Origin of the sequence: Paenibacillus hunanensis, assembly GCF_034055775.1 — a bacterium.
Lineage (GTDB): Bacteria > Bacillota > Bacilli > Paenibacillales > Paenibacillaceae > Saccharibacillus > Saccharibacillus hunanensis.
Genome location: NZ_CP139194.1, coordinates 4,095,539 through 4,110,169 on the forward strand (window position 1 = coordinate 4,095,539; position 14,631 = coordinate 4,110,169).

A 14,631-nucleotide genomic window follows, 5' to 3' on the forward strand; every position below is an offset into this window, starting at 1 on the left:
AGTGACATTAATGGAAATTATTTTATTTTATGCAAAAATGATCCTATACGCTCTAATGCTTCACTTAGCTGGGCTACCGATGTCGCATAGGAACAGCGAATAAAGCCTTCGCCACCAAGCCCGAATACGCTACCCGGCACTGCCGCGACGCGTCCTTCCACCAGCAGCTGCTGAGCAAATTCCTCCGATGTTAAGCCGGTAGAGCTAATACTTGGGAAGGCGTAAAATGCTCCCTGCGGCTCATGACATTCGAGTCCAATGCTGCGGAATCCATCTACAATCAGACGGCGACGGCGGTTATACGACTCCACCATCTTGTCCTTTTCCTCCAGCCCATTCGTCAGTGCTTCCAGTGCAGCAACCTGACCCATCACCGGCGCACACATGACCGTGTACTGGTGAATTTTGAGCATAGCAGAGATCAGATCAGGGTGTCCACACGCATAGCCCATCCGCCAGCCTGTCATTGCAAAGGCTTTGGAAAAGCCGCTTACAAGAATCGTACGATCCTTCATGCCCGGAATCGAGGCAAAGCTAACGTGCTTGGTGCCATACGTAAGCTCCGCATAAATTTCATCGGAAATAACGATCAGGTCGTGCTTCTCTACTACTTTAGCAATCGGCAACCAATCCTCATAGGTCATAATCGCGCCTGTCGGATTGCTTGGATAACAGAGAATGAGAATTTTCGAGCGCGGTGTAATGCTCTTTTCCAATGCTTCAGCAGTCAGCTTGAAGTTATTTTCAGCAAAGGTCTCAATGCCGACCGGCACACCGCCACCAATCGCCGTAATTGGCGAATAGGAGATATAGCATGGCTCAGGGATTAGAATCTCGTCGCCAGGTGCGATCAATGCACGCAGTGCCAGGTCGATCGCTTCACTACCACCTACGGTAACGAGCACCTCGTCCTTCGGATCATAGGATGTTTTGAATTCATTTTCTAGATAAGCAGCAATCGCTTCACGCAGCTCCGGCATACCGGAATTGGACGTGTAACGGGTATAGCCACGTTCGAGTGAATACACACACGCTTCGCGTACATGCCAAGGCGTAATAAAATCCGGCTCGCCCACGCCCAGTGTAATAATATCCTTGCTGGCGCTTACCAGATCGAAAAATTTGCGGATACCGGAAGGCTGGATGCCACGAACAAGTGGTGATAGATACGACTCCATCGATTTTGGCTCTCCGGTCGTCTGATCTTGGTTGACAATCATAGCATTCATCTTCCTTTACGGGGAAATAATCAGGCGGCGGTCATCTTCATGGTCTTCAAAAATAATTCCGTCCTGTTTGTACTTTTTAAGAATAAAGTGCGTTTTGGTTGATAATACCGATTCAATCGGAGACAGCCGTTCGGAAACGAAGCTCGCCACTTCCTTCAGGTTGTGCCCTTCTACCTCCACCAGCAGATCATAGGCGCCGGACATCAAGTAGACCGATTTCACTTGCGGATACAAATAGATGCGCTCTGCAATACCTTCAAAGCCGCGTCCGCGCTCCGGTGTAATCTGTACCTCAATCAGTGCCGTTACGGTCTCATCATCAACCTTGCTCCAGTTGACTACAGTTGCATATTTGACGATCACATTGTCGTCTTCCAGTTCCTGAATCGCCTGTTTGACCTCGGCTTCTTCAATACCCAGCAGTGTGGATATGAGCTGTGGGGTGCGTCTGGCGTCTTCCTTGAGCAGATCGAGAATCTGCAGCTTTAGCTCGCTAAGTTCCTTCATAACGATATAGCCTCCAAGTGCAAAAGATTAATAATAAATATTACACGAATCGTACATTCCTGCCAAGTCCTGACGCTTGCTTTTCGATTTCTGCAAGCGACTAGGGTACCCGGAATCGACATCATTTTATCTGTTGTGACTTATGTACTGCTTCATTATACACCTGATTCGGTTACTTATTGCTAACAATATGTTTTTGTACCCAACTTCCAAAGGAGCGAATGCACATGAATTTACACACCAGAGACACAATGTGGGGACACACGATGCCCCGAACGCCAGCGTATGAACAGTTAACGGAAAATCTGGAGTGTGATGTGCTCGTGATCGGTGGGGGCATGGGCGGCGCATTATGTGCAAGAGAATTTGCTAAGCGCGGATTACGCACAGTCGTTGCCGAAAAGCGTAAGATCGGACAGGGTAGCTCAATTGCGAACACTGGGCTGCTCCAATATACGAATGACAAGACATTGACGGCATGCATCAATACATTTGGCGAGGAAAATGGCGTGCTGTTCTATCGCCTGTGCCGGGATGCGATGGAATATTTGCTCCACACCGCTCCACAGCTGCCGATTCCAGTGCAGATGATTCCACGTAGCAGTCTGTATTTTGCCAGTGAAGTGGATGATGTGCCTGCTCTGCAAGAGGAATATGAGAACCTGAAAAAACACGGCTTTGCAGCGGACTACTGGGATGAAGCACGCATTGCGAAGCACTTTTCCTTTAGCCGAGCAGGTGGCATTTATACGCATGGAGATGCAGAGGTGAATCCGTATCGTCTGGTGCATGGCTTGATGATGAATGCACGACGCTATGGTGCTCGCGTATTCGAGAACGCGGCTGTAACGGGACAGACCTTTACAGACGATGGTATTATTCATTATGTTGGCGAGCATAAAATCAAAGCAAAAAAGGTCGTCTTCTCTACTGGCTATGAGACACAGGAGATTAAAAAGGATCGCGGTGCCTTCCTGATGAACACGTATGCGATTGCGACGACACCTGTAAGCAACTGGGATGGCTGGTATAACCGCAGTATGCTATGGGAGACGGCGCGTCCGTACCTGTATATCCGTACAACGGCTGATAATCGCATTATCGCGGGTGGTCTGGATGAGCCGCTGACCAATATCGAAAATATGGAAGTACGCAAAATCAATCAAGCCCAGCGCCTGCTGGAGGCGGTGGAGGAATTATTCCCACGCCTGGGCTCGCTGACGATCGAATCCGCATGGGCAGCACCATTCGGCTCCAGTCGGGATGGGTTGCCGTATATGGGTAGTCATCCAGAGTATCCAGATTGCTATTTTGTTGAAGGATATGGTGGCAATGGTACAGTATACAGTGCGATTGCTGCGATGCTGCTGGCAGACGAATTGACTGGAGTAAAACGGCCTGAATTGGAGCTGTTTAGTTTGACACGGACGGCTAAGCCTTCTCCAGCCCATTCGCCACAGATTGTGATTCCGGATATTACGGCTTGATGTGAGGAGGATTTAGGAATATTGAAGTTAATAATGATATTGGATCGCATCGCTTATCAAGCCTCTACTACCAACGGTTAACCTGAGCCTGACTACTAGATAACGCACAAAAAAGCCAGACACTCCACGTAGGATGGATGCTAAAACTACCTTTCCGATCATTGATTGACGGCAATGTAGCTTTTACACCCTATGTGGAGCAGTCTGACTTTTATTTTTTGTACAGCAATTGTAGTGATTCGGACAGAGTATATCTTTTACTAAAGCTGCCCTCTCTGCTGCACGATATTTTTACGTTTGCCTTGCAGCCTGATACGAATGCTTCTTATTGTTCCTTTGAAGCGGACAACGCATCGATCATATGCAGACGGGATGCTTCATCCAAACTCTGGTGGACGTGGAAGCAGCTTGGGCATACGTAGACGTTGACCGTGTATGGTGCTGGCAGGAATGCTGTGCCTGCTGATGTTTGGGCTGAGGTGAAGCCACTCTCTCCCATTTGCTGAGTGCCCGATAGCAGCATGTATTCCTGGCAATGTGGGCATTGCGGAATTTCTTCCTGACCGTCCAGTAGCTCTTCAACCTGTTCTTCGTATTCGACCATGTTGAAGCTCTCATCGCCGTAGCTTTCGACGGTTTTCAGTGAGCTGAGATTAGGCTGTTGGAATAGCTCCGCTTCGTCCAGCAATGTGGCTGCACGGCTTGCCAGACCGCTGCTTTTTTCGCTAGCAGCCGGTTGTACACGCTCTGTTGGGTCTGCCGCAATATGACTTGCAGCAGCATAAGCGTTCTCTTGCTCCTCTTCGTCCTCCAGCTCGATATTGAGTGTGCGATAACCGCTCAGCTCATTACCGCAATGAGGGCAAAATTCCTCAGGACCTAGCTCAGGGTCCCATACGATTTCACTATGACACCACGGACATACTGTTGTATCCATTGTTCCGTTCCTTTCGTGTTGCAAATTTGTTGCGGGATGATGTGTAGTTATCCTGTATGGGCTACAAAATCGAAGCACCGATCACATAGGATAACGACACAGATATAATCATCGAAATCAAGCCGATCGCCCGATTATCCGAAGCAATCTCTTTATCAATATTAAAGACCGGGGTCAGAAATTCAAATAGAAGATAGGCAACCATCAGCAGTAAAAAGCCGATCATCGACCAGCCCAGACTTCCGTAAACTGAGCTGTGTGCTTCGATCGAGAATCGCATCACATTACAGATTCCGAAAATCTTACCGCCTGTCGCCATCGCAACAGCGACATTCCCACGCTTGATTTCGTCCCAGCATTTATACTTCGTTACCAGTTCAAAAAGCCATAAAAATACGATTAATTGCAGCACAGCCACGGAAAAATAACCGACCATCATTCCGACCGGATGCGCCAGCAACGGATCTACGTAGTCCTTCACGCCACTTTCTAACTCCTTCCGGTAGTGAAATCATTACAGATCATCCTAGTCTCTACGCATGAGCGCCGTAATGGTTTCAAACGGATTTGGAATGGTTGGTAGCCGCGCTTATTTCAGCTCGGCTACCGTCACTCCTGTTCCACCTTCATTATAATTACCGGTTCGGAAGCTTTTCACATGCTTGTGACGGCGCAAGAAATCCTGAATCCCCGTACGTAGCACACCGGTTCCTTTACCATGAATAATATACACCTGTCCCAGATTCGCCAAAAACGCTTCATCCAGAAAACGATCCACATCCAGCAATGCTTCTTCCACATTCGCACCACGCAGATCCAGCTCGGAATGCGTATTTTCATCGCGTGAACGTGTAACGGTCGTAACCTGCTTACGCTGTGGCTGTGCCTTAGGCTTAGCGGATTCGATTAGCTCCAGATCGCTTAGAGACACCTTCATCTTCATAATGCCCATCTGCACAAGTGCTTCCTTGGAGCCAGACAGCTCAACCACATGACCACGCTGCTTGAAGCTGTGCACCATAACCTCGTCGCCAGGTCCGATCGGCTTGGCTTTTTTCGCAGCTGCCGCAGGTGCCTTTTTCTTCTGGCGCTGAGCAGGTGCAGCTTCATCCAATTGACGACGTGCCGCAATCAGACGATGCTCCTTCACCGAAGCGCCTTCCTCCTGCGCCATTTTCCGCAAAGAGCTAATCACTTCGTCTGCTTCTGTTCGTGCCTTCTCCAGAATAGCACGCGCCTCGTCCTCGGCTTTTTCCAGACGCTTATCGCGCTGCTCTTCCAATCGGTTCAAGTCGCGTTCATACTTCGCACGTAGCTCTTCCAGCTCCTTACGCAGACGCTCAGCTTCCTCGCGTTCTGCCTCAGCACCCAGACGATTACTTTCCAGTGAAGCAATCATATGCTCGATCCGCTGATCTTCCTCGCTCACTTCACCACGCGCATGATCCAGAATGTTCGATGGCAATCCCAGACGCTCTGCAATGGCAAATGCATTACTGCGTCCTGGTACACCGATCAACAGACGATAGGTTGGACTCAGCGTGTTCACATCAAACTCCATGCTCGCATTAATGACACCCTTGCGATCATATGCATAAGCCTTCAGCTCGCTATAGTGTGTCGTTGCAATCATGCGACAGCCCTGACTATGAATATGCTCCAAAATCGCAATCGCCAGTGCCGATCCCTCTGCCGGGTCTGTACCTGCACCCAACTCGTCAAACAGCACCAGGCTTTTCGGTGTCATTTTGCCTAGAATCGAAATAATGTTCGTCATATGACTGGAAAATGTACTCAGGTTCTGCTCGATACTCTGTTCGTCCCCAATATCGGCATAAATGGCATCAAATACGCACATCTGACTGCCATCCTCAGCCGGAACGAACAAGCCAGACATCGCCATCAAACTAAGCAGTCCGACCGTTTTCAAGGAGACGGTTTTACCACCTGTATTCGGTCCGGTGATAATAATGCTTGTGTACGAATTGCCCAGCTCCAGATCAGTCGGTACTACATGGTCTGCCGCGATCAAAGGGTGACGGGCTTTTTTCAGCTTCAGGAAGCCGCGATCGTTCATCATCGGCTTGCTTGCTTTCATCGCATGTGCCAGACGTGCCTTCGCAAATACAAAATCAAGCTGTGCCAGCGTTTCGACATCGTAGCCGATCAGCTCGGCTTGCTCGGCGACCTGTGCGGTTAGCTTTTGCAGGATCACTTCAATCTCGCGTTCCTCGCGCAGCTTTGTTTCACGCAGCTTGTTGTTCATCGCTACGATCGATTCTGGCTCAATAAACAGCGTTGCGCCAGAACCAGACTGATCATGTACAATCCCGCCAAAGTACGAGCGATATTCTGCCTTGACCGGAATGACAAAGCGATCTCCGCGAATCGTTACCAGCTGATCCTGAAGCATTTTGGCTACGGTCTGTGAACGGATCATGCCGTCCAGCTTCTCGCGAATACGCGATTCGCCGGAACGAAGCTCACGGCGAATTGTTGCCAGTTCACTGCTGGCGGAATCCATCACATGTGCAGACTCGTCGATACAAGCACGAATCGACTTTTCCAGTGGACGCTGATCAGATAACAGTTCGATCAGATCTGCCAGCAATGGAACGGGTTCATCCTCATGTACGCTTTCTACATGACGTGCCGCACGCCGACCACCCATGATCGTATTGGCAATGCCCAGTAGCTCGCTCGGGCTGAGCGTACCGCCAATGCGTGCCCGGCTCACTGCCGGACGAATATCTACAATACCGCCAAATGGCGGCGTACCTTTGAGACGATCGACAGTCGCCGCCTCATCGGTGAATTGCAGCATTTTTTTGACATATTCCAGATCGGTATCTGGCGTTAATGAAAGTGCTGCCTGCTTGCCGATTGCGGTTGCCGCATAACCAGCCAGCATATCCAGAATATGCCCATACTGCATCGTATGGAATATTTTATCGTTCAACGTTATGACACTCCTCTATACCGGAACTACAATCGATCGCATCTTCCGGTTCAATGGTTCAATATAATCGTAGGTCGTATCGTTCGATCATCATTTTTATGGCATGACATAGGGATGTATATTCGTTTTCTACATTAGTTATCCAACTCGACTTGCTAGGATGATGAGCACCCTAGCCGTCATGATAAATAATGTAGCCATTCTCCGTATGCATAATATGGGTTACGCTTCCCCGCTCAGTTTTGCATAAGATGTAGATGGCTTACAGAATACGATCGATACTCCGGTCAGCATATTTAAATGAATGATCCCAGCTATACAGCTGTCCTCATACGACGATCTCCGGTCACCTGCTGTCCTATCGCAATGCATAATGGCACCGGAATTCCATTCTATTATACACCGTGACCGAATTTTCACAAAAGGTTTGAATGACAGGAGGTGACAGTATACGATATGATGAAAGGGATTGCAATCGACACGACTACCAACAGGGAGGCATATAATGATGAAAAAATATCTTCTTATCGGTATGACTACTGCTATGCTGGTGCTGACAACAGCCTGCGGCGGACAGGGTGGAGGCAATACGAACTCAAGCCAGCAGAGCGGTGTAACAGATACAGGTGTAGCGACTTCGGAAAATGGTGCTGCCAGCGGTGAACAGCTCGTTGTCAAGGCGACGAACTATGCGTTTGACCAGAAGGAATACCATGTGAAAAAGGGACAGCCGGTCACGATCGTATTTCAAAATGAAGAAGGCAATCACGGCCTTGCTATTCCAGCGCTGAATGTGAAGCTGGATTCCAGTAACTCCACAATGACCGTTACTCCAGAGCAAGCCGGTCAATTCGATATGGCATGCTCGATCATGTGCGGCTCCGGTCATAGCACGATGGTGGCGAAGCTGATCGTAGACGAAGCGTAAGCGATCACCAGGAGAATTCAATCACTTGAAGATTCCGTATGGGATTCGTACATTTCTACATGCGGAAATGGATACCCTACTACTATATGTACCGCTATATGTACTGCTATACGTAACGTTATAGTAAGCTGAGATGATGTAGCAACGGATAGCAGCTATGTAGGAATGGACTATATGCACGTCTATATAATAGAAAATAGTATGACAAAACACGCAGTCGCTTAGAAGACTGCGTGTTTTGTCATTTATATAGCTCTACCTATTGGACGGTAATCTGAATTTGACGTTCAAGTCACTTATCATCAGCATCAAAAACTTCATGCTTGGCAGCTATAGATACGTGCTTAGCATCTGTAGATATGTCAGTCTCCAGCGCATCTGCTGCGAGCACCGATACAGCACTAGCATCATAAGCGCCGAGTACAGCATCCAGCACCCCGGGGAAACGTTCATTCAGATCCTCTACACGTACTGTAAGTAAACGCTGTGTACCCTGACTGCGTGTGAATACCACTCCGCTCTCACGAAGCGTGCGCAAATGATGGGATAACGTGGACTTCGCCACCGGAACTTGAAACGCATTACATGGGCTCTCACCTTCGCTAAGAATTTGAGAAATAATATGAAGGCGAATCGGATCACTGAGCGCATACAGCACCGAGGTCAATTCGATCTCATGACGATCTGGATGATATAACACTTTCATAAACAGGTCTCCTTTATGGTGGAAGCGATTCATCTACCACTAACGCCAATATTTAAGCGCTAACACAGGATGATCACTCCATACCCGATGTAGAGCACAGTCGTTATAACAATATATACATCAATCTTATGATCATTGCTTAACAATCCTTTACAAATCTCTAATTGAATTTTAAATCATTGCATGCTATATTTCAATTGTTCGATGATATTCGAACTATACTATTATACATGCAGGAGGAAATGGAATGTCAACTACCGCATCAACACATGTTGCTGCTTCCGATACGAAGAAGGTGAACTCGAATCCATTGCAAAAGGAAGGGCTTCTCACTGTACTGCTCGGCCTGGCGGTTGTAATTGCCATTATGAACACGTCAATGTTCAATCTGGCATTACCCAAAATCACGGCTTATTTTCAACTGACCGAATCGGTTTCGTCGTTGATCGTAACGGGCTACTCGATCATGTTTGCGATTTCTTCTATTACATATAGCCGATTATCTGACTTTGTACCTCTGCGTCGTCTGCTGGTGATCGGACTGGCGATTCTTGGACTGGCTGCGATTGGTGGGCTATTCAGCACGAGCTTCCCAATGCTGCTGACGATGCGAGTGCTACAAGCGATCGGTGCAGGAGCAGTCATCTCGCTGGCGATGGTGTTGTTCACTCGCTATATCCCGCTGGAACGGCGTGGTAAGGCGATGGCATTCATCATGTCTGCCGTCTCGCTCGGACTCGGACTTGGCCCTGTTGCAGGTGGCGCGATTGTCGATTATATGGGCTGGCGCTTTTTGTTCCTGATTACGGCGATCAGCTTACTGCTGGTGCCACTGTTTTATTTATTTTTACCAAAGGAAATGCCTAAGCGCGGTGTATTCGATACAGCTGGCGCATTGTTCGTCGCCGCAGGTACGAGTGGGATTCTATTATTCCTGACGAATCATTCCTGGCTGGCGCTTGGTATCGGATTGATCGGGCTGGCATTGTTCATCGTACGTATTCGTTTGGCGGCAGAGCCATTTGTACAGCCTGCCCTGCTGGCAAATTCGGCCTATGTTACGTTATCGCTGGTCGGTATTTTGTCGTATCTATGCAGCTTTGCTACGCTGTTTCTCATTCCACAAATTCTGGTGCATCGGTTCGACTTTAGTGCGAGTCATGCTGGATTTATTATTTTCCCGGGCTCGCTATTGACGATTGTTGCTTCTCGTAAAATCGGTTCAATCATCGATCAGCATGGAAACTCGTCGATTCTGCGTTATGCGCCGCTGATGGTATTGCTTGCCATCGTGCTGTTTGCACTGTTTGCAGGCAATTCGTGGTTGTCGATCCTGTTTATCTACCTGCTGAACAGCTTGAGCTTCTCGATGCTGTCCAGTAGTGTGTCCAATGAAATCTCGCGTATTTTACCTGCATCTCAGGTAGGTTCTGGAATGGGGCTGTTCCAATTGATGCAGTTTTTCAGCGGTGCATTCAGTGTAGCGCTTGCTTCCAGTGCGATGGAATGGCAAAAAGGCTTGTCGCTGTCCTCTGCCTACTCCAATATTTTCTGGGGACTGGTGATTATGGCGTTGCTCGCATTCATTTCCTCTTATGTATATCTGCGTACGATGCGGGTGTTAAATGCTCGTAAGCAGCTGGGATGATTGGAGCGTGTACGTAAGCGTTATGCGCTGAAGAGTTAGCGTGAATTTAGCTATATCGAATACTACTGACTATAAAAAAAAGCACCGACAGTTGTGCGAACTGCACCCCTTAAAATGGACATTAGAAACCCCTTGGGTACACTAATGAGCATGTGGTGCAGTTCAGTAGACTGTCGGTGCTTTTTTATTGTAATAGATCGTCATTCTTGTTTCCGCTATGAGATTGAATACTTATAACCATTATTATGAAAAAGACACTGGTATGGAAAAGAATGGAGACGCTTCAGCACGTAATGGATATCCGCTTTCGGTTGAAAAGACGATTTCTATAACTGCGATATCAATATTGACTCTTTACTGAATCACTCACACTTTAATAAGGTGCTCTAAACCCTAATTCTGATCCTGCTCGATGAGCTCCATCCATTCATTATGCTCGACTTGCAGCTGCTCATGTTGTACACGAAGCTGCTCCAGCTCGCGCTGAATGCGTTCCTTCTCGGCGATCTGTGCATCACGCTCGATATTCACAATACGCAACTGATGCGTCAGCATCTCGTACTGGTTTAACATCTCCTGCGACTCCTCGCTACGTGCTTGCTCAGCAGCATGAAGCTGCTCGTATTGCTCGCGCCATTGACGCTCACTCGATTCCAGCTGACGTAGCTGTTCATCCTGTTCGTGCTGCGCTTGCTCCAGCTCCTGCAATCGGACTTGTCCCTGCTCCAGTTCGGCTTGCAAGCTAGAAAGCTGTTGTTCAAGACGTCCAATCTCTTCCATATATCCCTGTTCATTTTGTATTGCATTTCGGTGCTGTGTCTGTAGCTGTTCATATCGCTCGTTCCAGCCATCGATATCCTGCATCGCCTCATCAAGTAGCTGCCCCTGTTCACGCTGCTGGGATTCCAGTGACGATAGCTGTTGCTGACGTGTAGCTAGCTCACTGCGAAGCTGCTCTGCTTCACTCTGTGCCTGTGCCGCTTCTTGCTCCTGCTGCCTTGCAAGCTCGCGCCATTCCTTTAGATCATTTTGCAGGGATGCCTGATCATGTCGAAGCGAATTCAGCTGTTGCTCCAGCTCACCCGTATGCTGCTCCAAGCCGTAACGCTGTGCTTGCAGCTCAGTCAGTTGCTCTTGCAGGCGCTGCACATCCACTTCACGCTGGCTGGACAATTGCTCCCATGTATCGGCTTCTTCTCGTACACTTGCCGCAGCTACTGTCAACTCCTCTAGCTGCTGTTGCAGCTGCTCGATACGTGCAGTCAGATCGTCACGCTCCGCTGTCATCAATCGTAGCGCTTCCTCCATCTCTCCCTGCTGCTCATCATATAGCTCGTTTAGCTGCTGCATTTCCAGCTGTAATGAAGTGAGCTCTTCCTTATGCTGCTCCGACAATCGTTGCCAGTTGTCCGATTCCTCGCGCATATCCTGCACCTGACGTTGCTGTTGCTGAAGCTGCTCATTCTGAGTGGATACTTGCTGTTCCAGCTCGGTCGTCCGCTGCTGTAGCTCCTGCTCTAGACGAACATAACGCTGATGCAGAGCGGATAGCTGCTCTTGCAGTGATGCTACCTGTTGCTCCTGCTGTCCGGATAGTTGCTCCCAGGTATTAGCTTCATCTTTTGCCTGTTCAGCTTCTGTCTGCACTGCTACTAATCGCTCGCTAGTTGCGCTTAGCTCTTGCCCCAACTGTTGACGGTGCTGCTCGATTTCGTTTAGTCGTGCTTCAAGCTGCTGGATCTGTCCCTCATGTTGACCTGACAGCTGCTCCCAAGTGCTGGCTTCTTCCTTCGCTTGTGCTGCTTCTGACTGCACAGATACCAGACGCTCGCCGATTTCACTTAATTGTTGCTCCAGCTGCTGGCGTTGCTGGGCTGTCTCATTCAGGCGCAATTCAAGCTCCTGCACGCGCTGTTCATGCTCGCTGGATAGCTGCTCCCAGGTTCCAGCTTCACCTTTAGCATGCTCGGCTTCTGCCTGCACTGCTGCTAGACGCTCACGTGTCTCGTGCAGCTCTTGCTCCAATTGCTGGCGTTGTTGACCCATTTCATTCAAGCGCATCTCCAGCTCCTGCATCTGTTGCTCATGCTCGCCCGACAGTTGCTCCCACGTACTAGCTTCTTCCTTCGCCTGTACCGCTTCTGCCTGTACGCTTGCCAGCTGCTCTCGAGTGTCATTCAAATTCTGCTCCAGCTGTTGACGCTGCTGATGAATGTCGCTGAGCTCATGCTCCAGTCGCTGACGTTGTGCTAGGGTTTCATCTAAGCGCATTTCCAGTTCTTGAATCTGCTGCTCATGCTCACTCGACATCTGTTCCCACGTCGTCACTTCTTCCTTCGCCTGTGTTGCCTCTGCCTGCACTGTGGCAAGACGTTCGCTCGTCTCGTGCAGCTCTTGCTCTAGTTGCTGACGCTGTTGCTGTGTTTCGTTCAAGCGTGTCTCCAGCTCGCCGATCTGCTCCGCATGTTGGGCTTGCAGTGTCGTCTGCTCTTCCTGACTATGCTGCTCCAGCTGTGTATGACGAGCTTGCCAAGTTTCTAGTTCGCTCCATACTTGAGTATGCTCATTGCGAAGATTTTCCAGTTCATGCTGACGCTCTTCCAATTGTCCGCGAAGCTGCTGTTGCTCTTGTTCCAGCTCGATACGACGCTGCTCGGCAGCTGCAAGCTGCGTGCGCAATTGCTCACTTTCTCCTTGCAAACGCTCCAGTTCCTCGCTTCGCTGTGACAGACTTACTTCCAGCTCGCGATACTGTTCTTCCAGACTGCTATATCGATCCTGCCATGAACCAAGCTCCGTCCACACCTGCCCGTTTTCCTCACGTAGTGCTTCCATACGTGTCGCTTGTTCAGCCAGCTTTTGCTCGGTCTGATCATGCAGTGTATTCAATTCCTCATATTGTGCACGTAGCTGCTCTAGCTCAGGACGCAGATGTTCATTTTCATCCTGTGCCTGCTGCAATTGTCCACGCACTTCGTCCATTTGCTGTAGTGCATTCGTATGCTGAGCTTGCAGCTGTTCATGCTGCTGTCTAAGCTCGGATAACTGCGGATGCAGTGTTGCATTTTCCTGTAAAGCTAGCTCCAGTTCCCCACTACGCTCATCCAGCTCGGACTGCGTGGTCTCCGCCTGCTGCTGCAATTGTTCATAACGTTGCTCCAGCGCTTCGAGCGTCAACTGACGCTGTTCTTGCTGGGCTTGCAGATCAGCCAGCAGAGCTTGACGCTGCTCTTGCTGGGCTTCCAACTCCGCTCGCTGCTGCTTGACTTGCTCCAGCTCGGTGCCTTTAGCAGATAGCTCGGCAGACAAGCGTTGCTGCTCTTCCTCCTGCTGTCCGGATAGCTCGCGCCATGTATCCGCTTCTTCCTGTAGCTGCGTTAGCTTCTGCTCCAGCCCTGTTTGTTTTACACGTAGCTCGTCTAGCTGCGCGTGCGTAAAATCGTTATCTTCCTCCAGTTCCTGCACCCGTTGCTGTGCCAGATCATGCGCCTGCTGAAGCGTATGGATGCTTTCTTCTAGCTCCTCGTTACGCAGACGATACATTTCCTCATTTTCATTCGACTGCATCAGCTCCATCTGTAGCTCTTCAGTCGCTTGCTTCGTGTTTGTTTCCAGATTCTGATACTGATCATTCAGCGCTTGAATCTGCTTGCGCGCTTTTTCCAGCTCATCTTGCAGCTGGCTACCCGTTTCACGGTAATCTGCACTCTGCTGCTCCAGCACTTCATTTTGCTGCTGTGCAGTCGCCAGATCAGCCTGCACCTGCTGTAGCTCCTCGGTTGCGACAGACAACTCATCTGTGAGTCGCTGCTTGTTCTGCTGCTCCAGCTCGGCATCATCCTGTAGCTTACGAATAACCTCCTGCTGCTTGAGCTGCACCTCATGCAAGCGTTCCAGCTCCTGCTGCAAACGATCGCGTTCATTCACCGCTGCATCCAGCTCAGACCGATCGGTCGTCGCCTGGATCGCTTCCTCCGCCATATGTACTGCCGACAAAATGGCAAGCTTCGTGGTGTCTAGATGATCATGTGCCTGCGCAATCTCGTGCATGTGACCATCCACATACTCGGCTACTCGCTTCATGTAGTCGGCACTGCTGCCAACCAGCTTATATGTTCTACCGTAAATATTCACACTGACTCGAATCCGTTCGGGTGTTGTCACAGCCTTGCCCTCCTTTGCATTCATACTATCTATATGTCATCGAAATGGTTTCTATCCTTTATAAGC

Annotated in this window: 9 protein-coding genes and 1 pseudogene; 3 read left to right on the plus strand and 7 right to left on the minus strand. The window is 49.3% G+C overall.

Features of this window, described 5'->3' with window-relative positions; translation table 11 throughout:
* Positions 1-17: 17 nt before the first annotated feature.
* Both SK066_RS16645 and SK066_RS16650 read right to left on the minus strand, forming a co-directional pair.
* The gene (locus tag SK066_RS16645) at positions 18-1,220 is read right to left on the minus strand and encodes an aminotransferase class I/II-fold pyridoxal phosphate-dependent enzyme (RefSeq protein WP_188773845.1); all 1,203 of its coding nucleotides are present in this window, start codon (positions 1,218-1,220) and stop codon (positions 18-20) included.
* 15 nt (positions 1,221-1,235) lie between these two features.
* Entirely contained in the window at positions 1,236-1,736 is a 501-nt protein-coding gene (locus SK066_RS16650) for an Lrp/AsnC family transcriptional regulator (RefSeq protein WP_188773844.1), read from the minus strand.
* Between the two features lie 266 nt (positions 1,737-2,002).
* Here SK066_RS16650 and SK066_RS16655 point away from each other — a divergent pair, with 266 nt between their 5' ends.
* On the plus strand, positions 2,003-3,223 hold the full coding sequence (locus SK066_RS16655) for an NAD(P)/FAD-dependent oxidoreductase (RefSeq protein ID WP_320542313.1): 1,221 nt from the start codon (positions 2,003-2,005) through the stop codon (positions 3,221-3,223).
* A gap of 325 nt (positions 3,224-3,548) precedes the next feature.
* Here SK066_RS16655 and SK066_RS16660 read toward each other — a convergent pair whose 3' ends face one another.
* The 3 genes from SK066_RS16660 to SK066_RS16670 all read right to left on the minus strand — a co-directional run bounded on the left by SK066_RS16660 (position 3,549) and on the right by SK066_RS16670 (position 7,119).
* Entirely contained in the window at positions 3,549-4,160 is a 612-nt protein-coding gene (locus SK066_RS16660; protein ID WP_320542314.1) for a hypothetical protein, read from the minus strand.
* Positions 4,161-4,221: 61 nt separating this feature from the next.
* Positions 4,222-4,599, minus strand: a complete 378-nt coding sequence (locus tag SK066_RS16665) for a DUF350 domain-containing protein (protein ID WP_188774042.1) — start codon at positions 4,597-4,599, stop codon at positions 4,222-4,224.
* A gap of 150 nt (positions 4,600-4,749) precedes the next feature.
* On the minus strand, positions 4,750-7,119 hold the full coding sequence (locus SK066_RS16670) for an endonuclease MutS2 (protein ID WP_320542315.1): 2,370 nt from the start codon (positions 7,117-7,119) through the stop codon (positions 4,750-4,752).
* Between the two features lie 505 nt (positions 7,120-7,624).
* Here SK066_RS16670 and SK066_RS16675 point away from each other — a divergent pair.
* Positions 7,625-8,047 (plus strand): cupredoxin domain-containing protein, encoded by a 423-nt coding sequence (locus SK066_RS16675; protein ID WP_229685564.1) that lies wholly within the window; start codon positions 7,625-7,627, stop codon positions 8,045-8,047.
* Between the two features lie 412 nt (positions 8,048-8,459).
* Here SK066_RS16675 and SK066_RS16680 read toward each other — a convergent pair.
* Positions 8,460-8,753: pseudogene (locus SK066_RS16680) on the minus strand (ArsR/SmtB family transcription factor); the annotation flags it as partial.
* A gap of 247 nt (positions 8,754-9,000) precedes the next feature.
* Between SK066_RS16680 and SK066_RS16685 the strand changes: the two are divergent.
* Complete coding sequence (locus tag SK066_RS16685; protein WP_320542316.1) at positions 9,001-10,401, plus strand: MFS transporter; 1,401 nt, start codon at positions 9,001-9,003, stop codon at positions 10,399-10,401.
* Between the two features lie 393 nt (positions 10,402-10,794).
* On the opposite strand, the gene zapA is transcribed toward SK066_RS16685, so the two are convergent.
* Positions 10,795-14,565 carry a cell division protein ZapA gene (gene zapA / locus SK066_RS16690; protein ID WP_320542317.1) on the minus strand — a complete coding sequence of 1,257 codons (3,771 nt, stop codon included), beginning with the start codon at positions 14,563-14,565 and terminating at the stop codon, positions 10,795-10,797.
* Between the last annotated feature and the right edge of the window lie 66 nt (positions 14,566-14,631).

Bases quoted from the DNA above. Each gene is read 5' to 3' on its own strand.
- SK066_RS16685 (WP_320542316.1), top strand. From the start codon at position 9,001: ATGTCAACTACCGCATCAACACATGTTGCTGCTTCCGATACGAAGAAG.
- SK066_RS16660 (WP_320542314.1), bottom strand. From the start codon at position 4,160: ATGGATACAACAGTATGTCCGTGGTGTCATAGTGAAATCGTATGGGAC.
- SK066_RS16655 (WP_320542313.1), top strand. From the start codon at position 2,003: ATGCCCCGAACGCCAGCGTATGAACAGTTAACGGAAAATCTGGAGTGT.
- SK066_RS16650 (WP_188773844.1), bottom strand. From the start codon at position 1,736: ATGAAGGAACTTAGCGAGCTAAAGCTGCAGATTCTCGATCTGCTCAAG.
- SK066_RS16665 (WP_188774042.1), bottom strand. From the start codon at position 4,599: ATGATGGTCGGTTATTTTTCCGTGGCTGTGCTGCAATTAATCGTATTT.
- SK066_RS16675 (WP_229685564.1), top strand. From the start codon at position 7,625: ATGATGAAAAAATATCTTCTTATCGGTATGACTACTGCTATGCTGGTG.
- SK066_RS16645 (WP_188773845.1), bottom strand. From the start codon at position 1,220: ATGATTGTCAACCAAGATCAGACGACCGGAGAGCCAAAATCGATGGAG.